Origin of the sequence: Nocardioides salarius, assembly GCF_016907435.1 — a bacterium.
GTDB classification, from domain to species: domain Bacteria; phylum Actinomycetota; class Actinomycetes; order Propionibacteriales; family Nocardioidaceae; genus Nocardioides; species Nocardioides salarius.
This window is the reverse complement of record NZ_JAFBBZ010000001.1, coordinates 1,510,495-1,536,878: the sequence shown is the minus strand read 5'-3', so window position 1 is coordinate 1,536,878 and position 26,384 is coordinate 1,510,495. Positions and strand designations below refer to the sequence as shown.

Genomic DNA, 26,384 nt, shown 5'->3' with positions numbered 1-26,384 from the left:
TCGTCGTCGGACGGGAGATAGTCAGTCTCTGCCGTAGATGTCGCGCGTGTAGACCTTGTCCTCGACGTCGGCGAGTTCGTCGGCGCGACGGTTGGCGATGATCACGTCACTCCTCTTCTTGAACTCATCGAGGTCGTTGACGACCTCGGAGTTGAAGAAGAGCTCGTCCTCGATCGTCGGCTCGTGGACGATCACCTCGATCCCCTTCGCCTTGATCCGCTTCATCACGCCTTGGATCGAGGACATCCGGAAGTTGTCGGAGCCCTCTTTCATGACCAGCCGGTAGATGCCGACGGTGGAGGGGCGACGGCGCAGTACGTCGTAGGCGATGAAGTCCTTGCGTGTGGTGTTGGCCTCAACGATGGCGCTGATCAGGTTCTGCGGCACGGCGTCGTAGTTCGCCGCGAGCTGCCGGGTGTCCTTTGGGAGGCAGTATCCGCCGTAGCCGAAGCTGGGGTTGTTGTAGTGCGAGCCGATTCGTGGGTCCAGCCCGACACCCTCAATGATCTGGATGGTCGACAGTCCGTGGGTGGCGGCGTAGGTGTCGAGCTCGTTGAAGTATGCGACGCGCAGCGCCAGATATGTGTTGGCGAACAGCTTGATCGCCTCCGCCTCAGTGGAGTCGGTCAGCAGCACCGGGATGTCGTCGTCAAGCGCCCCCTCGACCAGCAGGTCGGCGAACCGGCGTCCGTCCTCGGCACGGTCGCCGACCACGATGCGGGACGGATGCAGGTTGTCGTGGAGCGCCCGGCCCTCCCGGAGGAACTCGGGACTAAAAACGATATGGGCGCCGAGGTGCTCTCCTCGCATGCGGGCGGTGAAGCCCACGGGCACGGTGGACTTGATGACGATGACGGCGGTGCTGTTCACCGCACGCACGGCCCTGATAACCGACTCCACGGAGCCGGTGTCGAAGTAGTTCGTCTCCGGGTCGTAGTCCGTGGGCGTGGCCACGACGACGAACTTGGCGCCGGCGTACGCCGCCTCAGCATCGGCAGTGGCTCGCAGGTCGAGATCGCGGTTCGCGAGGTAGTCGACGAGCTCGGGATCCACCAGCGGGGACTCACGCCGGTTGACCAGGGCCACCCGGTCCTTATTGAGGTCCACTGCCCAGACTTGATGGTGCTGAGCAAGGATGACGGCGTTCGAGAGGCCTACGTACCCGAGGCCGGCCACAGCGATCTTCACCCGCCGAGAGTAGACGCCACTCCGGTGTTTGCGCAGACGACGGGCGATGAAGTGACGGGTCCTCAGCCGCGTGTTTGATGCCGTGCGGCCCTGTCGGTCTACGATGAGCCGACTTGTCACGAGGAGAGGTTCATCTGAGCATGACCCAAACGCACGCCGACTACCGGCTGAGCCAGCTCGACCAGCTCGAGGCGGAGTCGATTCACATCATCCGCGAGGTCGCAGCCGAGTTCGAGAGGCCCGTCCTGATGTTCTCGGGCGGTAAGGACTCCATCGTGATGCTCCGCCTGGCCGAGAAAGCCTTCTATCCGGCGAAGATCCCGTTCCCCATCCTCCAGGTCGACACCGGTCTGGACTTCCCCGAGGTCATGGAGACCCGCGACCGCTGGGTCGACCGCCTGGGCGTGCAGCTCGTGGTCGCCAGCATCGACGACGCGATCGCCAAGGGCGTCGTGACCGAGGACGGCAAGACCAGCCGCAACCGGCTCCAGATCGGCACCCTGCTCAACGCCATCGAGGAGAACGGCTTCACCGCCGCCTTCGGTGGTGGCCGCCGCGACGAGGAGAAGGCCCGAGCCAAGGAGCGCGTCTACTCCCACCGGGACGAGTTCGGGCAGTGGGACCCCAAGAACCAGCGCCCCGAGCTCTGGAGTCTCTACAACGGTCGCCTGCACGAGGGCGAGCACATGCGGATCTTCCCGATCTCGAACTGGACCGAGCTCGATGTGTGGTCTTACATCGCCCGCGAGGGCATCGAGATCCCCCAGATCTACTTCTCCCACCAGCGCCGGGTCTTCGAGCGCGGCGGCATGCTGATGACCGAGACCCCGCTCAACCCTTGCCGCGAGGGCGAGGTGGCCGAGGAGCGCACCGTGCGGTTCCGCACGTGCGGTGACATCACCCTGACGGGCTGCGTGGAGTCCACGGCGAGCACGGTCGAGGAGATCATCGAAGAGACCGCAGTCTCCCGCGTCACCGAGCGTGGTGCCACCCGGGGAGACGACAAGTTCTCCGAGGCCGCCATGGAAGACCGCAAGAAGGAGGGCTACTTCTGATGGCCGAGAACATCACCGCCGGCGAACAGGCCGTCGAGAACGTCACCACGAACATGGACCTGCTGCGCTTCGCGACCGCAGGCTCCGTCGACGACGGCAAGTCCACCCTCATCGGGCGGCTGCTGCTGGACTCGAAGTCCATCTTCGAGGACCAGCTCGAGGCGGTCGAGACCACCAGCAAGGGCAAGGGCTACGACTACACCGACCTCGCGCTGCTGACCGACGGTCTGCGCTCGGAGCGTGAGCAGGGCATCACCATTGACGTGGCGTACCGCTACTTCGCGACCCCGGCGCGCAAGTTCATCATCGCCGACACCCCGGGCCACGTGCAGTACACCCGGAACATGGTCACGGGTGCCTCGACGGCCGATTTGGGACTCGTGCTCGTCGACGCTCGCCAGGGTCTGACCGAGCAGTCGCGCCGCCACGCGGTGATCCTGTCGCTCCTGCGGGTCCCGCACCTCGTGCTCGCGGTGAACAAGATGGACCTCGTGGACTTCTCCGAAGAGGTCTACGACAAGATCCAAGCCGAGTTCACCCAGTTCGCCACCAAGCTGAACATCCCGGACCTCGAGGTCATCCCGATCTCCGCGCTGCAGGGCGACAATGTCGTCAACCGCTCCGAGAACATGGCGTGGTACTCCGGACCGACGTTGATGCACCACCTTGAGAACGTCCACGTCGCCTCCGACCGGGACTTGGTCGACACTCGGTTCCCGGTGCAGTACGTCGTGAGGCCCAAGTCGGAAGAGCACCACGACTACCGTGGCTACGCGGGCCAGGTCGCTGGCGGCGTGCTCAAGCCGGGCGATGAAGTCGTCGTGTTGCCCAGCGGTATGACGTCAAGGATCGCAGGCATTGACCTGTACGACCAGGAGATCGAGGAAGCCTTCCCGCCCATGTCGGTGACCGTCCGACTCGAGGACGATGTTGATGTCTCTCGTGGCGACACCATTGCGCGGGTAAAGAACGCTCCCAAGCCAAGCCAGGACATCGACGCCATGATCTGCTGGATGGCGACGACCCCGCTGCGGCCGCGCCAGAAGTTGGCGATCAAGCACACTACGCGCAATGCGCGAGCGTTGGTAAAGGATATTCAGTACCGACTGGATATCAATACGCTTCACCGTGACCAAGAAACCAAGGAAATTGGCGTGAACGAGATTGCACGTGTCCAGCTCCGGACGACGACGCCTCTCTTGTGTGACGCCTACGCCCAGAATCGAACTACCGGCTCCTTCATTCTCATCGACGAAAACACCGGCGTCACAGTCGGGGCCGGCATGATTAACACTGGCAACTAGGATCTGCGCTCGTGATGGATGGGGCTAGCTGGATGGCGCTGCTTAGAACAGAGATGGATCGCAAGCAAGGTGTGCTCGGTAATGGCGCATCCAGGTATAGGTCCTCTTCCGCGCGGTTGGTCTGACACATGCCTACGAGTTGTGATGGGTCAGTGATGTGAAGTGGGCGGTGAGCTGGCCTCGGTCGACGTCGTAGTCACGACTTTCAACCGTCGAGAGACGACGCGCCAATGCCTCGACGGATTGAGCGAACAGCTAGGTAGAGGGATCGACTACGACTTGGGCGTGATACTGGTCGATGATGCGAGCACCGACGGCACCGCCGCCCTCGCCGAAGCGTACGCCCCTTGGGTCAGGGTTGTTCGCACGGACGGTAACCTATTCTGGGCTAGAAGCATGAGTCTTGGGTTGCGGCTTGCCGCCGAACGAGAACCGGACTTTTTGTTGATGCTGAACGACGATGTGAAGCTTGACAGTGACGCAATTATTTCATCGTTGCAGCAACATAAAAGCTTGCCTGGGCCCTGTGTGCTCGCAGGGTCGACTCGCGGCAGTGATGATCGTGCTGAAACGACTTATGGTGGTCTGCTCTTGCGAGGACGTCGACCGACTGCTCTTCAAAGAGTTGGTCCGGCCGGTCCATCAAATAGGTCGATAGACACCTTCAATGGAAATTTTGTTCTGATTCCTCATGCGGTGTACTCGGACGTAGGAGATCTGGATGGCGCCTTTGCTCATTCGTATGCAGACATAGATTATGGCCTGAGAGTTAAGCGTTATGGCTATAATTGCTACTTAATGACCAACCATGTAGGCATTTGTGATCGAAACTCCACGCGGGGTTCATACCTGGACAACGAGTTAAGTCGTCGAATAAGATTCAAACACCTGCTGTCCCCAAAGGGGCTCCCAGTGAGATCGCAAGCCAGGTACCTCAGGCGTCACGGAGGCTTGTTCTGGCCGATCTATTTCGCCGCAACCTACCTTCGACACTCGATGAGAATTGCACGGCAAATGTAATGCCGCATCCCTCGGGTCGGAGAATGGCTCGCGCGATGGCGAGTGAGCGCGCAAACTCTGAAACACTGCTAAATACAACAGTAGTTCTCTACGTGGTTTTGTGGATATTCGAGGGCGCTGTACGAAAATGGATTCCCTCCCTCGACGGACCAATGTACGTCTTCCGGGATCTAATCGTCACAACCGTACTCCTCGGCCTCTTTCTTAAACGAGGCGTACCTGCTGGGACCATTCTTGCGACTGTGTCGCTAGTTAGTTTTGGAATCCTTCAGTCCATCACCTTGAACGTAGACGTGATGGTGATAACACTCGGATTACGGGCTATGATAGCTCCCCTCCTGCTCTTGGCTCTATTGTTTAGCGCCGCTAGCCCCTTGCGAACGGACCTAATTCCAAGGGTTGTCTTGATGGTTTTGCCGCTCCAAACGTTGCTCGTGATTGTCCAAGTATCTAGCGACCGATCGAGCTCCTGGAACAGACAAACGGGGGGTGAAGAGGCCTACTTCACTACCGCCGACGATATTGTTCGAGCAGCAGGCACTTTCTCAGCGCCAGCCGGCCTGATCGCCTTTTGCGGCATTGCGACAGTATCGCTGCTGGTGCTTTGGCCCAAGTGGAGCAACCCTGTCCTGAAGTTGACTAGTGCGACCCTACTTATCGCCATGTTGGGATTGAGTGGCTCTCGAGGCGCAGTGTTTATATGCGGAGTTTTGGTCATAGCTTGGGTTCTCCGCGCCCGAGCGTCTTCCCGACCTACCCGGTTACCAATGCTTGCCGGTGTCGCCTTAACGGCCTCAGTCACCATAGCAATCATTGGCTTTCTACTGCCAAACGTAACTGGCGCATTCCAAGAGAGATTCGTCGCCGCCTCCTCCAGTGAGAACACCGCGCTTCGGATATTGACAAGTGCTTTTGGGTACCTGGTCACTGACCTCCAACCTCTCGGTTCCGGATTGGGAGTTCACTCGTCTTCGGGGCGAGCCGTCGGCTCTGCGGGCGAATGGATCGAAGACGATTCGGCACGTTGGGTGGCTGAGATGGGCGTGCTTGGTCTTTGGCTCGGCGTCCTCCGCTCCTTTATTGGACTCCTACTGCTGATACTCGCCACGAGACGACGTGACTGGACCGAGGCTCAGCATCTGACCGCCACATATCTTGGCGTGCTACTAGTCGCGGGGAGCGTCACAACGAACCCCAGCACTCAAGGCGCGGTGGCGATCATCGCTGTTTGGCTCGCGAGTGAATTCAAGTCCCGGAACCGGTTGAAGGGAGTCGACGATGAAGATTCTCATCAACACGCCAGTGTATCCGCCGAGCAGAGGCGGGATTGAAACTTTCACCGAGGGCCTAGCAGACGAACTCCATGGGCGCGGGCACGATGTAACCGTGATGGTTCCTGGTAAATCTGGAGTGGCGCTGGGGGGACACGTTCGGGTGATCTCGCGTCGTCAATGGATTACTCACCTAATCAAACTTCTGCGAGCGGAAGTTGTCGTGAACAGTGGGCCGGCGATGCGCTCGTCCTGGACAAGCTTGTTCGTCCGACGACGCCGAGTGAATATTCATCATATCGATCTCACTCGAACTGCCCAAACCAACGATTTACGATCAAACCTTAAGACTTGGGTGTTTAGTAAATCATGCGATGTTTACGTCAGTCATGAATTACAACGACGCTCCGGCCGCAGTGGACTCGTTATCCATAATTTTTACAACGAGGTTCCGGATAATGCAAATGCGGTCATTGAATCACAAAGAAGAGATATCTTGTTCGTTGGAAGGATGCTGCCTGGGAAAGGCGTAGATGTGCTGCTCAGAGCGTTCGCAGAATCGGCGAATGTGCTTCCGAAAGACGTGAATCTAGTCATTGTGGGCGAAGGTCCTTGCCTGGCAGACGCACGAAAGTTGGCTGAGTACCTGAGGATTGACCAACGGACTCGTTTCCTTGGTCAACTTCCGCAGAACCGGGTCCAGGATTGTATGAGACGAGCAGACATCCTGGTCGTCCCGTCGAATTGGGGTGAGCCATATGGCCTTGTCGTCCTGGAAGCCTTGGCCGCAGGCTGCCGCGTGGTGGTGTCTCGCGACGGTGGGCTGCCTGAGGCGTTGAGCGGACACGGAACCGTCGTGGAACCTGGGAACACTGCACAACTCGGGGCTGCGATTCGCAGCCTGGTTGTTTCCGTCAGAACGGGCCAGATGAGTGACTCGCTGCGCGCGCACTTAGCGCGGAGAAGTCGACCGGCCGTTGTGGATGAGTACGAACAGCTGTTCAGGGAGGTCGTGGCGCAATCACGACGCTGGAAAATCGACAGGCGTAGGCGTAGGCATTGAGGCGCGCGTACAAATTAGTCAGGTTTCTGATTCGCCAAGGGGGGGTGCAGGCATTAAACCTGGCCACGGGCGTCGTCGTCGTCCGCGCGCTGACCAAGGAGGGGTACGCCGCCTACGCAGTCATTTCCACAGCCCTAGCAGCCTTGGTGTTGCTCTCCGAGTCTGGATTGGCGAGCGTAATCCTTCATCGCGGCGCGAAGGAACTGAGAACCGGTGGGACTACTAGTGATGTCCTAGCGGCCGCTTTGCGATTTAGGCTTCTCCGCTTGCTGCCTTTAGTTCTTATGGTTTCCGTGGTGACCGCCTACACTCTAACGGCGATCGGCTTAGGGGCAGGAGAATCACTCCTGCTTCTGGTCCTGCTGCTGGCGGTATCCTTCCCCAATGCTATTAGGACGATAGTTCACGTAGAGTATCGCCTAAGTGGTCGATACTTCGAGTTGCAAGGCGTGCAGCTCGTTGGCGCAGCTTGCAGATTGGCTACCGTGGCAGCGCTCTGGGGCGTCGATTCTTTGAGCGTGTATCTCGCCGTTTGCATCCTGTTCGGGGAAGCTGTTCTTGAGTCTGCATTGCTCTGGCGACCCGAATACATTCTGCCGAGGCGAAGTGTGGGATACCAGTCATACGTGCCAGATTTTATGCGTAGCCGACGCGCGACCTTCCCGATGAATCTCGCGATTGTCCTACAAACTCAGGTGCTCACGGTCGGTCTAGCGGTGATGGGAGGAGCAGTCGTTCTCGCGGAGGTGAGTGCCTTGTCGCGTGTCGCGCTGGTATTTGCCGTTGTTGGCTCGATCGTGATCAACATTGGCTCGGGACATGTTGCCAGGATAGGTGGTTCCGTTCATGCTGTCATCCGGGGCTATGCGGTGTTCTTGGGTGCGTACTTTTTGGTTGCGGCACTGATTGTTGCACTGTCTTGGATGTTTTCGGAATATTTCCTTGTGATACTCGGGTCCGGATACGAGGGGTTGGGCACGCCTTTCTTGGTCGTTGCAGTGGGAACTGCTGCTATCGGTCTAGGCGATTCCCTGAGGGTGCTCAATCAGGCAAGAGGATGGGTTGCGTACTCGTGGGTTTATGTCCCTCTAACTGTTGCATGGGCTGTGACTGGCCTGCTTGTTCTGAATATCGAAACCACGATTGGCGCGGCCTGGTGGATGGCGGCCCAAGCCGCACCATCACTTCTTTCCCAATCTGTTGTGGCATACGGGGGCATCCGGCGTTCCGTTGGTATAGAGTGCCCGAGTGACTGATTCTGGCCTCGTGCGCCTGCTGCATCCGACGGGGAATGCCAACGTGAAGCAAGTCATTCGTGCTCTCGTAGAAGCCGACAAGTTGGAGATGTTCGTTACCGGTATCGGGTTCAGTTCCGGAAGCGCCGCGAACCACTTGGGCCATCTTTTTCAGTCGAGGATGTACGATGTGCCCGAAAGCAGATATTTATCTAGTCGGCCGCTCCCTGAGATCTGGCGACTTTTGTTACTTCACGGGAAGAGCGATCGCGCGCGAACTGCCGCAATGTACGGCCGTTTCGGAATCGACTGGGTCTCGTCACATGTTGATCGGAGATCGGCAGCCACCCTTTCAGCGTCGGCGGCCTCCGCGGTCTACGGTTATTCGAGTCACTCATCGCAGAGTTTCGAGTTGGCTAGCCGCCTGGGTATTGGTCGCGTCTTAGAGGTGCATCATGCTCACTGGGAGACTGCCTATGAAATCTCGGAGGCCGCTCAAGAGCAATACCCTCAGTGGCACAATCCCATTGCTTCTCGGGGCCGCGACGTGGTCGCCAACGTTCGTGCCGACCAAGAGTTGGAGTACGCACAGGTAGCGGTTTGTCCAAGCACCCAGGTTCTTGAGAGTGTGAAGCGGACCGCGTTTCAGGGCAAGACGGTGCATGTTCCATATGGTTGTCCACCCCCAGTCCAGCGCACCTCATCGATCTCTCCGCAGACTGCGAAGTTGAAGGTCTTGTACGTGGGACGGCTGGACCTCATGAAGGGTTTCCCCGTACTCATGAGCGCTTGGAACGAAGCTCTGCGTGGCAAAGTAGATCTGACCGTTATCGGGCGCTTGCCTGCGGTGTCCCCGCCTGGTCTCCGCGATTTCCTTTCTCAGGTTCAATACCTAGGACCTCAATCCCACGCAATGGTGCAAAGGCGGATGCTTGAACATGACGTTCTGGTCGCGCCTAGTTATGTCGAAGGGCGTTCGCTCGTGGTCTCCGAGGCGATGAGCGCCGGGTTGCCCGTAGTGATCACCCGCGGTACCGGCTGTGAAGACTTAGCTCTCGGCGGCGCGGGCCTTATTATGGACGTTGGCTCTGGAGAAAGCATGGTAGATCGGTTGTCTGTTCTCGACTCCGAGCGCAGCAAGTTGGATGCCATGAGTTCTGCGGCCTCTAAGTTGGCGGTTCAGAACAGCTGGGCCGCCTTCCGTCGCGGCGTTCTTGGCGCTGTCAGTTCAACCTCCTCGGTCGAGTGAGCCACTCAATGACCGAAGTGTTGCGGATAGTCGCCATCGGTAGTGCCACAGGCACGTACGGGGGGCCGTTCGATACGGCTGTTAATCAGGCGCGTATTGGTAGTGGAGCTGGGCATCATGTGAACGTTCTGTGTGGCCACTTCGCGGACGATGCTCCGCTCGGTCGCAAAGTGGGCGGCTCATCGGTCCGTTCGTTGATCCCATCACTTCCTTTTGTCACTGCTTTCTCATCACGCTTGGCGTTAAAAATATGGAAGGCTGTGCGGCGCGCCCACGTTGTACATATCTCATTCGCGAGGGAGGCCATACCTGTATTTTCGTTGTTGGTCGCGCGTTTGACTGGTACATCCGTTATCTTACAGCCTCACGGGATGCTGACCTCTAGGACGTCTAGAAAGCATGCGCTAGTAGATTTGCCGTTGCGTAACCTTGCGCGTGCGTCCAAGATTGTGATCGCGCTCACCGACGTCGAAGCCGAACAGCTGCGCGCTTGGTTCGGAGCGAGCTGCCCGCCGCTCATGATTCTCGGGAACCCAACGCCACTACTTGATGGTCGCGATCATATGTCGCTGCTTGATGAAGACGGCGGCCCGCCTGAACTCCTCTGGTTGGCACGCTTGCACCCACGTAAGCGTGTTTCGGTCTTTGGTCAGGCGGCCCGCACTGCCAAACGAGAAGGCTTGAATTGGGATTTCTGCGTGGTGGGGCCCGACGGCGGAGAACTTCCACTACTGCTCGAAATGGTGTCGGAGCTCTCTCGATCTCCGGGGCCGGGTAGGCTTCGATACGAAGGAGCCATTCCAGGAGCAGAAGTCGCCCAGCGAGTTTCTAAGTGCCAAGTATTTGTTTTGACCGCAGATTCTGAACCATGGGGTAACGTGCTCGTGCTCGCGATATCGTTAGGGAAGCCCTGTGTCGTGCCAGAGTCGTCGGCATTGGCCACGGTGGTGAGAGAATTTGGCGCAGGGATAGTCGTTCCCGATGATGAACCGAATGCAGTAGTGAGGGCCGTCAGCGAAATATTGTCGGAGCACAGGTATGGTTCGTTTGTTGATGGCTGTCGCGAGCTCGCGGCCAGGCATTTTTCGGATGCTTATCAACGGCAGAGACTGGATGCTTTGTATCGATCTTTCAGTCCCCGTGCGTGAACTTGGAGGCGGGCGTTTCGTACTAGTGACTTGGACCGAGGGGGTCAATTAGCGCGTTGGGACCTATCGGAGTCCACGTATGACTTTGCAAGGGTTTCCGGCGGCCAAAGAGTGCTGGGGGATGTCACTTACAACTACTGACCCCGCTCCAATGACGGATCCTTTTCCTATCCGTACGCCTTTCAGGACAATCGTCCTAGCGCCAACGAACGCGTCATCTTCGATGTGTATGGCATCCCTTACTTGCGGTTCTTCGGGGCCAGCGTATCTTCTACGCGAAGCTGGGGCTGCATCGATAATGTGATGGTCAGAGTCGGTGATGATGACTCCACCCCCGATCAACACACGTTTTCCAATAGTGATCTGAGATGAGGCGCTTATTGTACTTGATGTTATCCCCGTGTCGTCGCCGATGTAGATACGAGCGGACGATGAATTGGTGCGTAGAATTATGGGACCGCGAGCTTCGAGACTATTGCGGGAAGTTTGGGCGACTAGGGTTGCGTTGGCGCCAATCTCGACGTTGGACCCTGGGTAGAGATATGCGATGACATTTCCGTGTACTCTGCTGCGCTCGCCAAGAGTCACCCCCTTTCGACCTAGGTCGTAGGCCCTAAGTGCTTGGACGGCTTTGCTAGCAATTTTGCGTGGCTTGTGCGTCATTCATGCTCCCAGCGTTGTATCTTGGAGTGGTGTCAGGTCATTGTTTATCTATACTAGGAGAGTTCCTTGTTGGTTGCCCTGTATTGCATTAAGCATCGCGGGTTCAACGTCAGTCGGACACTTCCAGCGCCATGTTTCGATGGAGAGGGGGTGGGGTCCTAGTATTGCCGTGTGCGCAACGGAGCGAGGGGGGTGGGGCAGTCATCGCAGTGCTGGGCGTCTGGGTAGGTCTCCGTTGGCCTGGGTCTTCCTCGGCATACCCTCAGTTACCCCCTGTCATGCACTACGATCAAAGCAATCACATCCGGGCGTTTATCACCGGCATCGCCGGCATCACCGGCCAGGACGGCTCCTATCTGGCCGTGCTCTTGCTCGGTAAGGGCTACGAGGTGCATGGGCCTATACAGCGTGCCTCTACTTTCAACATCGGTCGCCTTGACCACCTTTACCAGGACCCGCAGGCCGAGGGGGCCAAGCACTTCCTGCACTATGGCTCTGACGAAGCGCGCCTCGTCACGTTGCTCCACAAGATCGACCCTGACGAGGTCTACAACCTCGGCGCCCAGTCGCACGTGCGGGTCAGATTCGACGAGCCCGAACATGCTGGCGACACTACCGGCGTCGGCGTCGGCGCCACGCGGCCGCCCGAGGCCGTCCGCCTGGCTGGGGTGTACTGCAAGTAGTACCAAGCGTCGAGTTCGGAGGTGATCGGTGCGAGGCCGCCGCCGCAGAACGAGGACGGTCCGTTCTACCCGCGCTCCCCGTACGGGTCCGCGAAGGTCGACGCCTACCGGGTGACTTGCAACTACCGCGAAGGTTTCGGGATGTTCGCCACCAGCGGCATGCTCTTCAACCACGAGCCACCCCGCCGTCGAGAGATTCTCGTCGCTCGCAAGATCACGCGTGCCGTGGCACGCATCCTGGCGCGCCTGGAGCACCACCTCTACCTGGGCAACCTCGACGAGATCCGCGACTGGGGTTTCGCGCCTGAGTATGTAGAGGGCATGTGGCGGATGCTACAAGCGGACGAGCCCGAGGACTTCGTGCTTGCCACCGGCGGGGACTTCACCGTGCGCGACCTCGTTGTCACAGCGTTTGATCACGCTGGTCTGAACTGGGAGAAGTACGTGCGGTTCGACGAGCGCTTCCTGCGTCCGACCGAGGTTGACGCTGACGGGGGGGGGGGGGGGGGGGGGGGCGCCTCGAAGGCTCAAGAGCGGCTCGACTGGAAGGCGCAGGTGCAGACTGACGAGCTCTCTCGCATCATGGTGGACGCCGACATCGAAGCCCTCCAGCACGAGGGTCGTCCGTGGTACGACATGGTCATGGCCCGTCTGGCCGCAGGTCGGCGACCTCGGGGTCACCGGTGTCTGAGTCGCCGTCTCGCGAGCCGATCGACCGGACTGCAACGACGTACGTCCCGGGTCACCGGGGCCTCGTGGGGTCGGCGATCTGGCGGCGCATGGAGCGGGGCGGCTTCACATCGCTGGTCGGACGGACGGCGTGCGAGCTGGATCTGCGGGACCGCGACGCGGTCTTTGCCTTCTTTTCGAAGCGCTCGACCCCGTGATGTCGTCCTGGCGGCCGCCAAGGTCGTCGGCATGCTGGCAATCAGCACGTAACCCATGGACTTCATCTCCGAGAACCTGCGCATCCAGACCAACGTCATGGACGCTGCCCTCGAAGCCGGCGTCGAGCGGCTGCTGTTCCTCGGTTCGTTCTGGATCTACCCGAAGCTGGCCGAGCAGCCGATCACCGCGGACTCCCCGCTCACCGGCCACCTCGAGCCGATGAAGGACGCCTACGCGATCGCCAAGATCGCGTGCATCCTTGGGGTGAAGGCTGTCCGGCGACAGCACGGTCTGCCGTGGATCTCGGCGATGCCTACCAACCTGTACGGGCCGGGCGACAACTTCTCTCCGACCGGCAGCCACGTGCTGCCGGCGCTGAACCGCCGCTATGACGAGGCTGCGCGATCCGGGGCTGAGACCGTCACGAACTGGGGGACCGGCGCGAGTTCCTGCACGTTGACGACATGGCCGACGCCTGTCTGCACCTGCTCGATCGCTACGACGGACCGGAGCAGGTCAATGTCGGTACGGGCAAGGACACGACCATCAAGCACATCGCGGAGATGATCGCCGAGGTGACCGGCTTCGAGGGTTCCACCGAGTGGGACACCTCCACGCCCGACGGCACCCCGCAGAAGCTGCTCGACGTCACTAAGCTCCGCGAGGCAGGCTGGGAGGCACGCATCGGTCTGCGAGAGGGACTCGAGTCGACGGTGGAGTGGTATCGCGACAATGCCGACCGCCTGCGCGAGGCCGGCTGACTCGTGACCCTCTGATCGAGATGAGATCGCTGGCGCCTTGCGCCGGCGGCCTTTGCGTTTCCGGCTTCAGTAGGCGCCGCGGCTGCTGACTACGGCACCGAGCGTCTTGGTCAGGATTGAGATGTCCTGCAGCATCGACCAGTTGTCGACGTAGTAGAGGTCGAGACGGATCGCCTCGTCCCATGTCAGGTCCGAGCGTCCTGAGACCTGCCACAAGCCGGTCATGCCGGGGCGCACGTGCAGGCGACGGGTGGTGTCAACGTCGTACGACTCCACCTCGCGTAGCAGCGGGGGACGTGGTCCAACGAGGGACATGTCGCCACGTACCACGTTGAACAGCTGCGGCAGCTCGTCGATCGAGAACCGGCGCAGCCAGCGGCCGGGGACGGTGATGCGCGGGTCGTCCTTCATCTTGAACAGACCCTCGCTGTGCCCAGACGCCTCGTGCAGCGAATTCAGGCGGGCCTCGGCGTCGACCACCATGGTACGGAACTTAAGGCAGGCGAAACGTCCGCCGTCCTTGCCGATGCGCTCCTGTCGGAACAGGACCGGGCCGCGGTCGTGCAGCTTGACGCTCAGAGCGGCAAAGGCGAACAGCGGCGAGAAGACGAGAACCAGGAACAGCGAGCCGGCAAGGTCGAAGAGCCGCTTGCCCCAGCGAGAAGCGTCCGACCATGTTGGGGGTTCGATGTGCATCAGCGGCAGACCCCCGACGGGGCGAATATTGATGCGCTCGTTGGAGATATCGGTGACGCTGGGGGCGATGACGACTTGGATCGACTCGTGCTCGAGCTCCCAAATGGCCCTGCGGAACTGTGACGACGAGCCCACGGCCCCACCGGCAAAGAAAATGGAGTCGGCGTTGTATGCCTTCGCCAAGGATGTGGCCTCGTCGGCGTTGCCCACCACGGGGACGCCTGTCGCGGTCTCCTCGCTGAGGTCGTACTCGGGAGTGAGGGCTCCGATGACCTCGTAGCCGAGCCAGGGCTCGCGACCCAGTACCCGGGCAATTTCGTCGATGTGGGCGCGCGACCCGGCGATGAGCACTCGGTGACGCAGCAACCCTCGGCGACGTGCGCTGTGCAGCGCACGGCGCAGCGCCATGCGACCGAGGATGAGTGAGGGCACTCCGAGGCCGTAGGCCAGGAGGAAGAATCCTCGCGAGAGATCGAAACGTGCCAAGTAGCAGACGACGCCAGTAACTCCGGCCGCGAGCAAGCTGGCGTTGAGGACGCGACGGTATTCGTCGGTGCCGACTCCGAAGACGTCGCGGCGGTAGCCGCCGAGCAGCGCGACCGTGGCGATCCATCCGACGATCATGAGCGGCCCGGCAAGCACAAGCTGGTCCTCGACCTGGGCGGACGAGGCGAAGACGTCAAGCTCCCGTCGTCCCACGATGGCGACGAGACCTACGAGGGTCATCAGCGCCGCATCGATGAGCAGGGCTGAGGCCGGCAGGTAGCGGAGCATGCGGCTGGGAGTGGCGGTCGCGACGGACTGAGTGTGCTCGGACGTGGTGGTCACGCCAACTCCCCATGCTGCTGTTGAAACGACGGCTGATCGCCGGAGACGCGCCGACTTTACTCGCTCCGGCGCGGCGGTGCATATCGCGGAGATGAACCAGATGTAAATTGCGCGACCGCTCTGAACCGGCCACGGTGTGGACCTCGGAGGGCCGGGGGAGCCGGTAACGCCGTACGCTCACCGCCGTGAGCGAGGAGACCCCCGACCTGCTGGTGACCCGCACCGACGGCGTGGTGGAGGTCACCTTCGACCGGCCGCACCGGCACAACGCCTTCACCCGTGACATGTACGCGGCACTCAAGGACCTGTGCGCTGAGCTGCGCGAGAGCGCCGACGTGCGGGTACTGGTGCTACGCGGGGCCGGGGGCCGGGCTTTCGCGGCCGGCAACGAGATCTCTGACTTCCTCGAGCAGGACCCGGTCGCATACGAGGACTGGATCCGTGAGCTGCTTGAGTCGCTCTTCGCGCTGCCCCAGGTGACGATTGCTGCGATCGACGGGGTCTGCGTCGGTGGGGGACTGGCCGTGGCCACGCACTGCGACCTGCGGATCGCCTCGGGCGGTTCCCGGTTCGGTTACCCCATCGCGCGCACCCTCGGCAACGCGCTGGCCGCGTCCATCGTCTACCGCTGCGCCACGGTCTTCGGGGAGCCGATCACCCGCGAGATGTTGCTTGCCTCGCGGCTCGTCGGAGCCGACCGGGCCTACGCGGTGGGCGCGCTGATGGCCGTGACCGAGGACCTCGGCGCCGAGCTCGCCAGCCTCCTCGACGGGCTGCGTGCGGCCTCGCCCGTCACGCTGCGGGCCACCAAGGGCCAGCTGCTCGACCGAGCCCGCCGCCTCGAGGCATCGCCGGCCGGTGACACCGACCTATTGCGCGAGGTCTACACCGGGCCCGACTTCGCCGAGGGCGTGCGCGCGTTCCTGGCCAAGGAGAAGCCGGCCTTCGGCTCCTGATCCGGCCGCGCACCCCACCCTGCGCGATGTGACAAAGAACCTGCCTGAGACAGTAAGGACGCGTCGACGCGTCCGGTTGGCGCGAGGTCCTGGGGGATGGAGTAGGCCCATGCGAGTCCTGATCGGTGCTCAGAGCAACGACGACGTCAGTGACGACGACCTGACGAACCTCTACGCCGCCGAGGCGAGCGCGGCGAAGCCGTGGATGCGCTGCAACATGGTCAGCACCGTCGACGGCAGCGCCACCGGTGCGGCCGGTGACTCCGGCTCGATCAACAACGACGCCGACGGCCGGGTCTTCCGGGTGCTCCGCGGTCTCGCCGACGTGATCGTGGTGGGTGCCGGCACCGCCAAGGCCGAGGCCTATGGGCCCGCCGACGTGCCGATCGTGCTGGTCAGCCGCAAGGCGCAGGTGCCCGAGTCGCTGCGTGACGCGCCCGCCGGCTCGGTCTACCTGGCCACCTGCTCGCGCTCCGACGGCGTCGACGCCGCCCGCGAGCTGCTCGGCGAGGAGCACGTGCTGACCCTCGGTTCGCACCGCGTCGACCTGGCGCTGCTGAAGAAGGAGCTCGCCGACCGCGGCTGGGTGCACCAGCTCTGCGAGGGCGGCCCGCACCTGCTGCGCGACCTGGTCTTCCAGGGCTGCGTAGACGAGCTGACCGCCACCACCGTGCCGCAGATCGTGGGCGGCGGCTACGGCCGGATCACTGAGGGCGCGCCGGTCGAGACCGAGCTCGACCTGACCCTGCTTCTCGAGGACCACGGCACGCTGCTCGGACGCTGGCGCGTCAAGAACTGATCAAGCACACTGACGATCGGCTCCGGACGGTCCTCGGGGGAGCCACCACCTCGACGAGACGGACCTCATGACTCGCTCCCGCCTGGCCGTGCTGGCCGCCACTGCGTTGGCCGCCGGCTTGTTGCCCGCACTCTCCACCACCGGCTCCGCCGCGGCCGCGCCCACCACGCTGCGCTCCACGGCCGACGGTGACGACATCTTCTCGGTCCTGCCCGACTTCGAGCCCAGCGGCGACCGGGTGCGCGTCGAGGCCGAGGACTTCTCCGCCGTGCGCATCGACCTGGGCGCCGCGCGGGCCGCGCTGACCAGCGCACCCAAGCGGGCCGCCGCACGCGGCGAGGTCTTCGAGCTGCCCACGCCCGAGGGCAAGGCCGAGCGCTTCCGCGTGCACCGCACCACCGTGATGGAGCCGACGCTGGCCGCCGCGCACCCCGAGCTGCGCAGCTACGCCGGGCAGTCGCTCGACACCCCCGGGCGCAGCGTCGTGCTCGACGTGACCCCCCTGGGTCTGCACGCGTCGGTGCGCGGGCCGGGCGGTGACTACCTGGTCGACCCCGCGTACGACAAGGCCGGCACGACCGCCCACCTGAGCTACTACGCCAAGGACGCCGCCACCCCGGTGCCCGACCTGCTCGAGCAGGAGGAGCCCCGCGAGATCGCCCCCCGCATCGGCACCGACAACGCAGACCCCGAGGCCGGCGAGCTGGTCACCCGCCGGACCTACCGGATCGCGATCGCCAACGACCCGTCGTACGCGGACTACTTCGGCACCGACAACGTCCTGGCCGAGAAGTTCACGCTGATCAGCCGGGTCAACCAGGTCTACAACGACGACCTCGGCATCCGGATGGTGCTCATCGACGACACCGAGGACCTGAACTTCGACACCGAGGCCAAGGCGCAGGGCGCCGACGGCCCCTGCGGCTCCGCGCCCTGCTTCGACCCGCCGGTCGGCGACGACCCGGAGGCCGACGACTACGTGCCCGGGATGCTCGAGTTCTGCAGTCCCGGTGCGCTGGGCCGGATGCGCACCGTGCTCGGCCAGGTCGTCGGCGCCGACGCCTACGACGTGGGCCACCTGGTGCTCGGCGTCAACGGCGGCGGTGTCGCCTACCTCGGCGTCGTGGGCCAGGACTATTCCTCGGGCGGTTGCACCGGGCTGCCCGAGCCGCGCGGCGACTTCTTCGCCATCGACTACGTGGCCCACGAGATCGGCCACCAGTTCGCGGCCAACCACACGTTCAACGGCACCCAGGGCGCGTGCGGCGGCAACATCGCCGACGCCTCCGTCGAGCCCGGCTCCGGCTCGTCGGTGATGGCCTACGCCGGCATCTGCGGAACCGACGACCTGCAGCCGCACACCGACCCCTACTTCTCGCAGCTCACCGTCGAGGAGGTCACCTCGTTCGTGACCGAGCGGGTGCGCAGCGGCTACGAGGTTCAGACGGTCTCGCTGCGCGGCTTCGACAGCCCGGGCGACAGCCTCGAGATCAGCTTCGGCGACGAGTCGCGCACCGTGACCCGTGGCGAGAACTACAACCGCGCCGGCGTCGAGGCGGCTGTTGAGGCCGTCACCGACGTGGACGTGCGGATCGCTCGTTGGGGCTACGACGCCTACGGTGACTTCAGCCAGGCCATCGCCAACCCCGGGGTGCCCAGCGAGGCTGGCTTCCAGGTGATCTTCAACGACGAGCTCGACCCCTTCGGCAGCGGCAACGGCGAGCGCAAGAACTACACCTCGCTGGCTGTGACCGGCAGCGCGGGCGTGACCGCCTTCGTCGGCGAGACCGCCAAGGGCGGCCCCGCTGCCAACCGGGGCGACCAGGTCGCGGTGACCGCCAACCACAAACCGGTCGTCAAGGCCGGGCGCAACCGGGTCATCCCGGCACGCACCCCCTTCGAGCTCTCCGGACGGGCCACCGACGAGGACGGCGACGACCTGACCTTCCTGTGGGAGCAGGACAACACCGGCCTGGGCACCGCCCTGACCAGCAACCGCAAGATCTTCGGCCCGCTCTTCCGGGTCTTCAGCGACAACGCGGTCGTCACCAACGAGGCGGCGCTGCTCAGCCCCTCACCCGGCCAGAACAGCGCCGACAGCAGCGCCAAGCGCAGCTTCCCCGACCTGCGCCAGGTGATGCGGGGCGCCACCAACGCCAAGACGGGCGCCTGCCCGACGCCTCGCATCGACACCGACGAGGAGGAAGAGCTCGAGAGCGTGATCATCAACGACCGCGAGCTGGACTGCTTCTCGGAGTTCCTGCCCACCCGCGACTACCGCGGCACCGCGTCGGAGAACAACCACAAGCTGGTCTTCCGGCTCACCGCCCGCGACGGCTTCACCGAGGGCGGCGGCAGCTCCTACGACGACGTCAAGCTGCGGATGAAGAAGAAGGCCGGACCGTTCCTGGTCAAGACCCAGGACGACGGCCGGACCCTCCAGGGCGGCAAGAAGGTGCGCGTGGCATGGGACGTCGCCCGTACCCGCTCGCTGGCAAGGAACGTGCGCGTCAAGCTCACCACCGATGGTGGCGAGACCTGGAGCAACGTCGCTCGCAAGACGAAGAACGACGGTGCTGTGCGGGTCCGGCTGCCGAAGGTCACCTCGGACGACGCGTGGTTCAAGATCGAGGCGCTCGGCAACATCTTCTACGACACCAATGACGAGGCGTTCTCGATCAAGTAAGGCCGCCAGTGACGGCCCTTACACATCGGCCCAGCGGCGCCATCACAAGGAGGAGTCGCGGCGAGAGACGCGATACCGTCGCGCCATCAACTCAAAGCAAAGGATCACCATGCGGGCACTGATCACCGGCATTACCGGTCAGGACGGCTCCTACCTCGCCGAGCTCCTGCTGGGCAAGGGGTACGAGGTGCACGGGCTCATCCGCCGTGCCTCCACGTTCAACACCGGGCGCATCGACCACCTCTACCAGGACCCCCATGCCGAGGGCGCCAAGCTCTTCCTGCACTACGGCGATCTCTCCGACGGTGCTCGTCTGGTCACGCTGCTGCACCAGATCAACCCGGATGAGGTCTACAACCTGGGCGCTCAGTCCCACGTGCGGGTGAGCTTCGACGAGCCCGAGCACACCGGCGACACCACCGGCATCGGCGCCATGCGCCTGCTGGAGGCGGTGCGCCTGGCCGGGGTCGACTGCAAGTACTACCAGGCGTCCAGCTCGGAGATGTTCGGCGCGACCCCGCCGCCGCAGAACGAGGAGACCCCGTTCTACCCCCGCTCGCCCTACGGGGCGGCGAAGGTCTACGCCTACTGGGTGACGCGGAACTACCGCGAGGGCTACGGGATGTACGCCACCAACGGCATCCTCTTCAACCACGAGTCGCCCCGTCGCGGCGAGACCTTCGTGACCCGCAAGATCACCCGGGCCGTGGCGCGCATCAAGGCCGGTCTCGACCAGCACGTCTACCTCGGCAACCTCGACGCGATCCGTGACTGGGGCTACGCGCCCGAGTACGTCGAGGGCATGTGGCGGATGCTGCAGGCCGATGAGCCCGACGACTTCGTCCTCGCGACCGGCGGCAACTTCACAGTGCGCGACTTCGTGGTCACTGCGTTCGAGCACGCGGGGATGGACTGGGAGAAGTACGTGCGCTTCGACGAGCGCTACCTGCGCCCGACCGAGGTCGACGCCCTGGTCGGCGATGCGTCGAAGGCGTACGAGAAGCTTGGTTGGAAGGCCGAAGTGCAGACCGACGAGCTGGCGCGCATCATGGTCGACGCCGACATCGAGGCGCTCGAGCACGAGGGTCGGCCTTGGTACGACAAGGTCGGCCTCCCCAACTGGCCGGTGGTGGGTGCTCCCGGGATCACCGGTGTCTGAGCCGACCATCGTGGGGTCCCTGGACCGAACCCGGCGGACCTACATCGCTGGCCACCGCGGGCTGGTGGGTTCGGCGATCTGGCGGCGCATGGAGCGTGCCGGCTTCGACTCGCTGGTCGGGCGTTCCTCGGCTGAGCTCGACCTGCGCGACCGCGACGCCGTCTTCGAGTTCTTCGCCGCTGAGCGCCCGGAGTACGTGGTGCTGGCCGCGGCCAAGGTGGGTGGCATCCTGGCCAACAACACCTATCCCGTGGAGTTCCTCTCCGAGAACCTCCGCATCCAGACCAACGTCATGGACGCTGCGCTGGAGGTAGGTGTCGAGCGGTTGCTGTTCCTGGGATCGTCGTGCATCTACCCCAAGCACGCTGCCCAGCCCATCACCGAGGACTCGCTGCTGACCGGGCACCTGGAGCCGACCAACGACGCGTACGCCATCGCCAAGATCGCCGGCATCCTCGGCGTGCAGGCAGTGCGACGTCAGCATGGCCTGCCCTGGATCTCCGCGATGCCGACGAACCTCTACGGGCCAGGGGACAACTTCTCGCCCACCGGCAGCCATGTGCTGCCCGCGCTGATCCGCCGCTACGACGAGGCCGCGCGCGCCGGCGCCGACGTCGTCACCAACTGGGGGACCGGCACGCCGCGCCGCGAGTTCCTGCACGTCGACGACATGGCGGACGCGTGCCTGTTCCTTCTCGACCACTACGACGGCCCCGACCAGGTCAACGTGGGCACCGGCAGGGACGTGACGATCAAGGAGATCGCCGAGACCATCGCCGCCGTCACCGGCTTCGAGGGACGCACCGAGTGGGACACCTCGAAGCCCGACGGGACGCCCCAGAAACTCCTGGACGTCACCAAGCTCCGCGAGGCCGGCTGGGAGGCCCGGATCGGGCTGCGTGAGGGCCTCGAAGCGACCGTCCGCTGGTACCGGGAGAACGTCGACACAGTGCGAGAGGCCGGCTGACCTCCGCCTGTCTAGGCTGGCCGTATGAGCAGCTCGACGGCGACTTCGAAGCGAAGCACGTGGCCCACCGCAGCGTTCGCAGCGGTGGGCTTCGTGGCTCTGCTCTGGGTCGTGGAGATCGCCGACCAGCTCACCCCCGGGGCGACGCTCGACGACAACGGCATCCGCCCGCGCACCGACGAGGGCCTCGTCGGGGTGTTGTTGGCGCCGCTGCTGCACGGCGGCTGGCCGCACCTGGTCAGCAACTCCGGGCTCGCGCTGCTTCTCTTCTTCCTGGTGCTGGTCGGCGACGTCCGACGCGGGCTGCTCGCCACTGGCATCGTGTGGGTCGTGGCCGGCCTGGGGACCTGGCTGATCGCCGGCGCCGGCACCAGCCACATCGGCGCCTCTGGGCTGGTCTTCGGATGGCTGACCTACCTCGTGCTGCGCGGCTTCTTCGCCCGACGGCCCGGGCAGATCGTGCTCGGCATCGTGCTGTTCCTGATGTACGGCTCGATCCTGTGGGGAGTGCTGCCCGGCCAGCCCGGCATCTCCTGGCAGGGGCACCTCTTCGGCGCCGTCGGCGGCGTGCTGGCCGCCCGAGCGCTCGCCGAGCGCCGATCTCGCCCGGCCTGAGGTCTGACTAGGCGGGGACCGACACGATCTTGCTGTCGATGGTCCGGACGACCTGGGGGTCGAGGTCGACGACGCCGTGGTCGGCGCGGGCGTGGGCGCCCACCTCCGCCATCAGCTGCTCGCGCGAGGTGGAGGTGAAGCGGGACGTGCAGCCGGGCATGACGTCGCCGCAGGCGAGGGAGAACTTCATCAGCGTGATCCTTCCGAGGGTGATCAGGTAGTGGGGAGGGTACTGGGTGCCAGGGGGACGTGGACCCAGAAGTGGGTGTGCCCGTCGTCCTGCTCGACACCGATGGAGCCGCCCTGCGCCACGGCCAGGGCTCGCGCGAGGTAGAGCCCGATGGTGATGCCGGTGGCGTCGTCGTTGGCGTCGAAGGGCTCGAAGAGCAGCTGCAGCTGCGACGGCGGGATCGGCGGGCCGGTGCGGACCACGCGCAGCTCCTGCCACGGCCCCACCTCGGAGACCTCGAGCACCACGCTCCCCGGGTCGGGAGGCAGGTGGGCTGCCGCCCAGAGGTCGCGCAGCACCAGCCGCATCAGCTCGGGGTCGACCGCCAGCGGGCCGGGCGTCTGCGTGGGTGCGGCCGGCGCAGGGCTCAGGCCCTCGGTGAGGGCGGCCAGCTCCACCGGCTCCACGTTGGCCCGCAGCCGCCCCAACGACGCGGTCGCCAGGAGCTCGACGTCGCGGCTGCGCTCGGCGAGCCGGTGCAGCGCTGCGTCGAGCTTCTCCACGGTGCGCGCCATCATCGACGGCGGGACGTCGCCCTCGGCCAGCAACGCGACCCAGCCCTGGGCCGTGGTCAGCGGCGTACGGGTCTCGTGCGCGAACGCGGCCAGGAACCGGTCACGGTGCGCCGCCGCGTCGGCGACCGGGGTGTTGGTGACCTGGGCGCTCCCGGCGTCGACGAAGGCGCGCACCCACCGGTGCAGCACCGCCACGTCGACCGACGAGCGTCGCGCGACCTCGGCCGCCGGGTCGCCACCGAGGACGGCCAGCACCGCCTCGACACGGGAGTCCGGCGCCGCGTCGCCCCGGACCAGTCTCGGTCTGTCCATCACTCGGCCCTCGAACTGATCATGGAGCATGATGGCGCGCCGGCAGCCGGGCTCCGGCACCGGCCGGCTCCCCTCGGCACCGACCGCCCGGTCGACTCAGTCGGGGCGGGCCATCCGGATGCCCTCGGCGACGGCGCCGATCGTCCCGACGAAGAAGCCGGCGGCGAGCAGGACGCCGCCGACGACCACGATGGCGGTGTCGCCGTCATCGGCGTTGACCCACGTGGCGAGCCCGCCTGCGACCAGCCCGAGACCGAGCACGATGTAGAGCAGCGCACCGACGTCCCACTCCTTGGTGGTGCCGGTGCTGCGCCAGTCGAGGTCGGTGTCGCCGCAGACCGGGCAGGTCTCGGCCCTGTCGGGTGCCTCGTGACCGCGGGAGCACTGCCAGGACCAGTTCGACGCCATGGGAGGACTCCAGCGGACGTCCTGGCTTCGGTCAACCGCTCGGTGCTGCCGCCTCGGGCGTTTCTGACGGCTGACTATCGTTCGGGGCGTGATGAGCCCCGGGGTCAAGGTCGCGCTGGTGCCGGGGGTGCCCGCGCTGCTGCCGGGGTACGCCGGGCGGGTCGATCCCGTCGCTGAGCTGCGGGCTGCGTGTGTGGCTGCGGTGGAGTGGCTGGGGGAGGACGTCACTGTGGTGGCTGACCCGCAGGGGTTGCGGGTGGCTGAGGCGCTGGGTGTGTCACCGGGTCTCGGCGACGCTCGTCGCCAGGGCTCCTCGCTGCTCGACCAACGGGGTGGGGCTGCCGACGTCGACCTACGGGGTGGGGGGCTCGACGGTGGTTTCGAGACGGTTGCTAGCGCAACCTCCTCAACCAACGTCGGTGCGACCTCCTCAACCAACGTCGGTGCGACCTCCTCAACCAACGTCGGTGCAACCTCCTCAACCAACGTCGGGGCGTCGTCGGTGCTGGTGGTGGCGAACGGGTCGGCCCGGCGGTCGGAGAAGGCGCCGGGGCACCTCGACGAGCGGGCTGCGGCGTACGACTCGGAGCTCGAGAAGGCGTTGCGGGCCGGGGACGTTGGGGCGCTGCGGGCGCTCGACCCGGGCTTGGCCGAGGAGCTGATGGTCGGCAACGTCGCCGGGTTCGCGCGGCTCGGGGAGCTGCTGAGCCCCGGCCTGGCACCCGAGGTGGACTACGCCGACGACCCGTTCGGGGTGCAGTACTGGGTGATGCGCTGGAGCCTGCCGGCGTGATCGCCACCGCGCGGTGGGACGACTGGTCGCTGGCCGAGCTCGTCGAGGCCAAGGGCGAGCACCGGGTCAGCCTGGTGGTGCCGGCGCGCAACGAGGAGGGCACCGTCGGGGAGGTGGTGGCCCGCACCCGCGAGGCGCTGATGGAGACCGTCGCGCTCGTCGACGAGCTGGTGGTCATCGACTCCGACTCCACCGACACCACCTTCGCCGTCGCCACCGACGCGGGCGCCTCGGTGCACCGCTCCCGGGAGGTGCGCCCCGACCTGGGCAGCCACCCCGGCAAGGGCGAGGCGATGTGGAAGTCGCTCTTCGTCACCACCGGCGACCTGGTCGTCTTCATGGACGCCGACCTGCTCGACTGGGACACCCACTTCGTGCCCGGCCTGCTCGGCCCGCTGCTCACCCGCCCGCAGGTCTCGCTGGTCAAGGGCTTCTACGAGCGCCCCGGCGCCGACGGCCTGCAGGGCGGGCGGGTCACCGAGCTGGTCGCCCGGCCCTGGCTGGCGCTGCGCCACCCCGAGCTCGCCGGGCTGGTGCAGCCGCTGGCGGGGGAGTGGGCAGTGCGCCGCTCGCTCTTCGAGTCGCTGTCGGTGCCGACCGGGTACGCCGTCGAGCTGGCCGCCCTGGTCGACACCGCACGGCTGCACGGAGTCGAGACAATCGCCCAGGTCGACCTCGGGCTGCGCTCGCACCACCAGCAGCCGCTGCTCGACCTCGGCGCGATGGCCACCCAGATCCTGGCCGCGATGCTCGCCCGCGAGCCCGGGGTCGAGGTCCCTGCTGGCTCGCTCGGCGCCGAGGTGGCGCTGCGCCAGTTCCGCCCCGGCGAGGGCGGCGCCGAGCCGCGCGAGCGCGGCGTACCGACGCTGGAGCGGCCGCCCGCGCGGGACGTCTGATCGTCAGCGACCAGGGCTGGTCTCGCCGATGACGAGCTCCGGGTCGAACCACCGCGACGACGGCTCGTCGTCAGACTCCACCAGCGCCCGGATCGACCGGGCCATCTCCTCGACGGGCTGGCGCACGGTGGTCAGGGTCGGGTAGGCGAAGGCCGCCGCGCCCACCCCGTCGAAGCCGATCACCCGGAAGTCGCCGGGGACCGAGCAGCCCTGGTGGAGCAGGTGCGAGACCACCCCGACCGCGATCACGTCGGCCGCGGTCACGATCGTCGCGCTCCTCCACCCGTCGGCCAGCAGGCGGGCGGCGGCCTCGCGGCCCCAGGCCGCCGAGAAGTCGCCCAGCAGCGTCGGGACCTCGGGGGAGAACCAGCGGCGCATGCTGTCGAGGCGCTCGTGGGCCGACGACGACCCCTGGGCGGCCCCCACGTAGACCACCGGGTGCGTGCCGACGTCGATGCACGAGCTGACGTGCTCGTGCACCAGCCGCACGCCCTCACGGTTGCTGACGCCGACGTACGACGCCGCCGTGCCCGGCACGTGCCGGTCGAGCTGGATCGTGTGCACCGCGGCGGCCGCGGCCGTGACCGTGGCCTCGCTGAGCTGCTCGTGCACCGGGATCATCACCAGCGCGTCGACCTGGCGGCCCAGGAACGAGCTCACCCCGCGCGCCTCGGTCTCGAGCGACCCGTCGGCGCTGAAGACCAGCAGGTCGATGCCGGGGTCGGAGAAGACCCGGGAGAGCTGCTGGGCCAGGGCCGAGAAGTAGGGGTTCTCCAGGTCGGGCACCACCAGGCCCACCGTCGAGCTGCGGGTCTGGCGCAGCGCCCGCCCGACCAGGTTGACCTGATAGTTCAGCTGGGCGGCCGCCTCGGTGACCTTGCGCTGCATGGCCGGGTCGACCGCGCGGGTGCCGCTGAGGGTGCGCGAGACGGTGGCCACCGAGACCCCGGCCAGGCGGGCGACGTCGGCCATCGTGGCCGATCGGCTGGGCGCCACA

The 26,384-nt window shown here is 64.8% G+C and carries 23 protein-coding genes and 2 pseudogenes; 18 read left to right on the top strand and 7 right to left on the bottom strand.

Annotated features, from left to right (window positions below; genetic code table 11):
- Positions 1–21: 21 nt before the first annotated feature.
- Complete coding sequence (locus JOE61_RS07440) at positions 22–1,188, bottom strand: nucleotide sugar dehydrogenase (protein WP_193669862.1); 1,167 nt, start codon at positions 1,186–1,188, stop codon at positions 22–24.
- Between the two features lie 140 nt (positions 1,189–1,328).
- Here JOE61_RS07440 and cysD point away from each other — a divergent pair, with 140 nt between their 5' ends.
- The 7 genes from cysD to JOE61_RS22105 all read left to right on the top strand — a co-directional run bounded on the left by cysD (position 1,329) and on the right by JOE61_RS22105 (position 10,533).
- Complete coding sequence (cysD, locus tag JOE61_RS07435) at positions 1,329–2,243, top strand: sulfate adenylyltransferase subunit CysD (protein WP_193669861.1); 915 nt, start codon at positions 1,329–1,331, stop codon at positions 2,241–2,243.
- Complete coding sequence (locus JOE61_RS07430) at positions 2,243–3,547, top strand: sulfate adenylyltransferase subunit 1 (RefSeq protein WP_204797173.1); 1,305 nt, start codon at positions 2,243–2,245, stop codon at positions 3,545–3,547. Before cysD ends, JOE61_RS07430 begins: the two co-directional genes overlap by 1 nt.
- A gap of 162 nt (positions 3,548–3,709) precedes the next feature.
- Positions 3,710–4,567, top strand: coding sequence for a glycosyltransferase family 2 protein (locus JOE61_RS22685; RefSeq protein WP_193669860.1), 858 nt, complete (start codon positions 3,710–3,712; stop codon positions 4,565–4,567).
- Between the two features lie 1,278 nt (positions 4,568–5,845).
- The gene (locus JOE61_RS07420) at positions 5,846–6,901 is read left to right on the top strand and encodes a glycosyltransferase family 4 protein (protein WP_193669859.1); all 1,056 of its coding nucleotides are present in this window, start codon (positions 5,846–5,848) and stop codon (positions 6,899–6,901) included.
- A 296-nt stretch (positions 6,902–7,197) separates the two neighbouring features.
- Positions 7,198–8,157, top strand: coding sequence for a hypothetical protein (locus JOE61_RS07415; protein ID WP_193669858.1), 960 nt, complete (start codon positions 7,198–7,200; stop codon positions 8,155–8,157).
- A complete protein-coding gene (locus tag JOE61_RS22110) occupies positions 8,150–9,385 on the top strand; it encodes a glycosyltransferase family 4 protein (protein WP_193669857.1) in 1,236 nt (411 codons plus the stop codon). The genes JOE61_RS07415 and JOE61_RS22110 overlap by 8 nt, the downstream gene beginning before the upstream one ends.
- An 8-nt stretch (positions 9,386–9,393) precedes the next feature.
- Entirely contained in the window at positions 9,394–10,533 is a 1,140-nt protein-coding gene (locus JOE61_RS22105) for a glycosyltransferase (RefSeq protein ID WP_193669856.1), read from the top strand.
- Between the two features lie 63 nt (positions 10,534–10,596).
- Here the strand turns inward: JOE61_RS22105 and JOE61_RS22680 are convergent, their stop codons facing one another.
- Positions 10,597–11,196 (bottom strand): acyltransferase, encoded by a 600-nt coding sequence (locus JOE61_RS22680; protein ID WP_193669855.1) that lies wholly within the window; start codon positions 11,194–11,196, stop codon positions 10,597–10,599.
- A gap of 131 nt (positions 11,197–11,327) precedes the next feature.
- Between JOE61_RS22680 and JOE61_RS07395 the strand changes: the two are divergent.
- From JOE61_RS07395 to JOE61_RS21550, 3 genes and pseudogenes are all read left to right on the top strand, one after another.
- Positions 11,328–12,818: pseudogene (locus JOE61_RS07395) on the top strand (GDP-mannose 4,6-dehydratase).
- A 3-nt stretch (positions 12,819–12,821) separates the two neighbouring features.
- A pseudogene (locus tag JOE61_RS22095) lies at positions 12,822–13,234 on the top strand (NAD-dependent epimerase/dehydratase family protein); the annotation flags it as partial.
- Positions 13,235–13,330: 96 nt separating this feature from the next.
- Positions 13,331–13,528, top strand: coding sequence for a hypothetical protein (locus JOE61_RS21550; protein WP_227492296.1), 198 nt, complete (start codon positions 13,331–13,333; stop codon positions 13,526–13,528).
- Between the two features lie 66 nt (positions 13,529–13,594).
- Here JOE61_RS21550 and JOE61_RS07385 read toward each other — a convergent pair whose 3' ends face one another.
- A complete protein-coding gene (locus JOE61_RS07385) occupies positions 13,595–15,052 on the bottom strand; it encodes a sugar transferase (RefSeq protein ID WP_193670690.1) in 1,458 nt (485 codons plus the stop codon).
- Between the two features lie 185 nt (positions 15,053–15,237).
- Between JOE61_RS07385 and JOE61_RS07380 the strand changes: the two genes are divergently transcribed.
- The 6 genes from JOE61_RS07380 (at position 15,238) to JOE61_RS07355 (ending at position 22,234) form a co-directional block, all read left to right on the top strand.
- On the top strand, positions 15,238–16,008 hold the full coding sequence (locus JOE61_RS07380) for an enoyl-CoA hydratase-related protein (protein ID WP_193670691.1): 771 nt from the start codon (positions 15,238–15,240) through the stop codon (positions 16,006–16,008).
- A gap of 109 nt (positions 16,009–16,117) precedes the next feature.
- Positions 16,118–16,807, top strand: a complete 690-nt coding sequence (locus tag JOE61_RS07375) for a dihydrofolate reductase family protein (RefSeq protein ID WP_193670692.1) — start codon at positions 16,118–16,120, stop codon at positions 16,805–16,807.
- Between the two features lie 67 nt (positions 16,808–16,874).
- Entirely contained in the window at positions 16,875–19,493 is a 2,619-nt protein-coding gene (locus tag JOE61_RS07370) for a reprolysin-like metallopeptidase (protein WP_193670693.1), read from the top strand.
- Between the two features lie 109 nt (positions 19,494–19,602).
- Complete coding sequence (gene gmd / locus JOE61_RS07365) at positions 19,603–20,652, top strand: GDP-mannose 4,6-dehydratase (RefSeq protein WP_193670694.1); 1,050 nt, start codon at positions 19,603–19,605, stop codon at positions 20,650–20,652.
- Entirely contained in the window at positions 20,627–21,619 is a 993-nt protein-coding gene (locus tag JOE61_RS07360) for a GDP-L-fucose synthase family protein (protein WP_307822868.1), read from the top strand. The genes gmd and JOE61_RS07360 overlap by 26 nt, the downstream gene beginning before the upstream one ends.
- A 24-nt stretch (positions 21,620–21,643) precedes the next feature.
- Positions 21,644–22,234 (top strand): rhomboid family intramembrane serine protease, encoded by a 591-nt coding sequence (locus tag JOE61_RS07355; RefSeq protein ID WP_193670696.1) that lies wholly within the window; start codon positions 21,644–21,646, stop codon positions 22,232–22,234.
- A gap of 7 nt (positions 22,235–22,241) precedes the next feature.
- On the opposite strand, the gene JOE61_RS07350 is transcribed toward JOE61_RS07355, so the two are convergent.
- The 3 genes from JOE61_RS07350 to JOE61_RS07340 form a co-directional block, all read right to left on the bottom strand.
- Positions 22,242–22,424 (bottom strand): DUF1059 domain-containing protein, encoded by a 183-nt coding sequence (locus JOE61_RS07350; RefSeq protein ID WP_193670697.1) that lies wholly within the window; start codon positions 22,422–22,424, stop codon positions 22,242–22,244.
- Between the two features lie 23 nt (positions 22,425–22,447).
- Entirely contained in the window at positions 22,448–23,290 is an 843-nt protein-coding gene (locus tag JOE61_RS07345; RefSeq protein WP_193670698.1) for a sensor histidine kinase, read from the bottom strand.
- 96 nt (positions 23,291–23,386) lie between these two features.
- Positions 23,387–23,698 carry a hypothetical protein gene (locus JOE61_RS07340; RefSeq protein WP_193670699.1) on the bottom strand — a complete coding sequence of 104 codons (312 nt, stop codon included), beginning with the start codon at positions 23,696–23,698 and terminating at the stop codon, positions 23,387–23,389.
- A gap of 91 nt (positions 23,699–23,789) precedes the next feature.
- Between JOE61_RS07340 and JOE61_RS07335 the strand changes: the two genes are divergently transcribed.
- Both JOE61_RS07335 and JOE61_RS07330 read left to right on the top strand, forming a co-directional pair.
- Positions 23,790–24,491: a class III extradiol ring-cleavage dioxygenase family protein gene (locus JOE61_RS07335; RefSeq protein ID WP_227492276.1), complete on the top strand. Its 702-nt coding sequence runs from the start codon at positions 23,790–23,792 to the stop codon at positions 24,489–24,491.
- Positions 24,488–25,387, top strand: coding sequence for a glucosyl-3-phosphoglycerate synthase (locus JOE61_RS07330; protein WP_307822867.1), 900 nt, complete (start codon positions 24,488–24,490; stop codon positions 25,385–25,387). Before JOE61_RS07335 ends, JOE61_RS07330 begins: the two co-directional genes overlap by 4 nt.
- A gap of 3 nt (positions 25,388–25,390) precedes the next feature.
- Here JOE61_RS07330 and JOE61_RS07325 read toward each other — a convergent pair whose 3' ends face one another.
- Positions 25,391–26,383: a LacI family DNA-binding transcriptional regulator gene (locus JOE61_RS07325; RefSeq protein ID WP_193670701.1), complete on the bottom strand. Its 993-nt coding sequence runs from the start codon at positions 26,381–26,383 to the stop codon at positions 25,391–25,393.
- Between the last annotated feature and the right edge of the window lies 1 nt (position 26,384).

What these genes read in the sequence shown, in the direction of transcription:
- cysD (WP_193669861.1), top strand. Translation starts at nt 1,329, where the DNA reads ATGACCCAAACGCACGCCGACTACCGGCTGAGCCAGCTCGACCAGCTC.
- JOE61_RS07430 (WP_204797173.1), top strand. Translation starts at nt 2,243, where the DNA reads ATGGCCGAGAACATCACCGCCGGCGAACAGGCCGTCGAGAACGTCACC.
- JOE61_RS07420 (WP_193669859.1), top strand. Translation starts at nt 5,846, where the DNA reads ATGAAGATTCTCATCAACACGCCAGTGTATCCGCCGAGCAGAGGCGGG.
- JOE61_RS22105 (WP_193669856.1), top strand. Translation starts at nt 9,394, where the DNA reads ATGACCGAAGTGTTGCGGATAGTCGCCATCGGTAGTGCCACAGGCACG.
- JOE61_RS22680 (WP_193669855.1), bottom strand. Translation starts at nt 11,196, where the DNA reads ATGACGCACAAGCCACGCAAAATTGCTAGCAAAGCCGTCCAAGCACTT.
- JOE61_RS21550 (WP_227492296.1), top strand. Translation starts at nt 13,331, where the DNA reads ATGATCGCCGAGGTGACCGGCTTCGAGGGTTCCACCGAGTGGGACACC.
- JOE61_RS07375 (WP_193670692.1), top strand. Translation starts at nt 16,118, where the DNA reads ATGCGAGTCCTGATCGGTGCTCAGAGCAACGACGACGTCAGTGACGAC.
- JOE61_RS07370 (WP_193670693.1), top strand. Translation starts at nt 16,875, where the DNA reads ATGACTCGCTCCCGCCTGGCCGTGCTGGCCGCCACTGCGTTGGCCGCC.
- gmd (WP_193670694.1), top strand. Translation starts at nt 19,603, where the DNA reads ATGCGGGCACTGATCACCGGCATTACCGGTCAGGACGGCTCCTACCTC.
- JOE61_RS07355 (WP_193670696.1), top strand. Translation starts at nt 21,644, where the DNA reads ATGAGCAGCTCGACGGCGACTTCGAAGCGAAGCACGTGGCCCACCGCA.
- JOE61_RS07350 (WP_193670697.1), bottom strand. Translation starts at nt 22,424, where the DNA reads ATGAAGTTCTCCCTCGCCTGCGGCGACGTCATGCCCGGCTGCACGTCC.
- JOE61_RS07345 (WP_193670698.1), bottom strand. Translation starts at nt 23,290, where the DNA reads ATGGACAGACCGAGACTGGTCCGGGGCGACGCGGCGCCGGACTCCCGT.
- JOE61_RS07340 (WP_193670699.1), bottom strand. Translation starts at nt 23,698, where the DNA reads ATGGCGTCGAACTGGTCCTGGCAGTGCTCCCGCGGTCACGAGGCACCC.
- JOE61_RS07335 (WP_227492276.1), top strand. Translation starts at nt 23,790, where the DNA reads ATGAGCCCCGGGGTCAAGGTCGCGCTGGTGCCGGGGGTGCCCGCGCTG.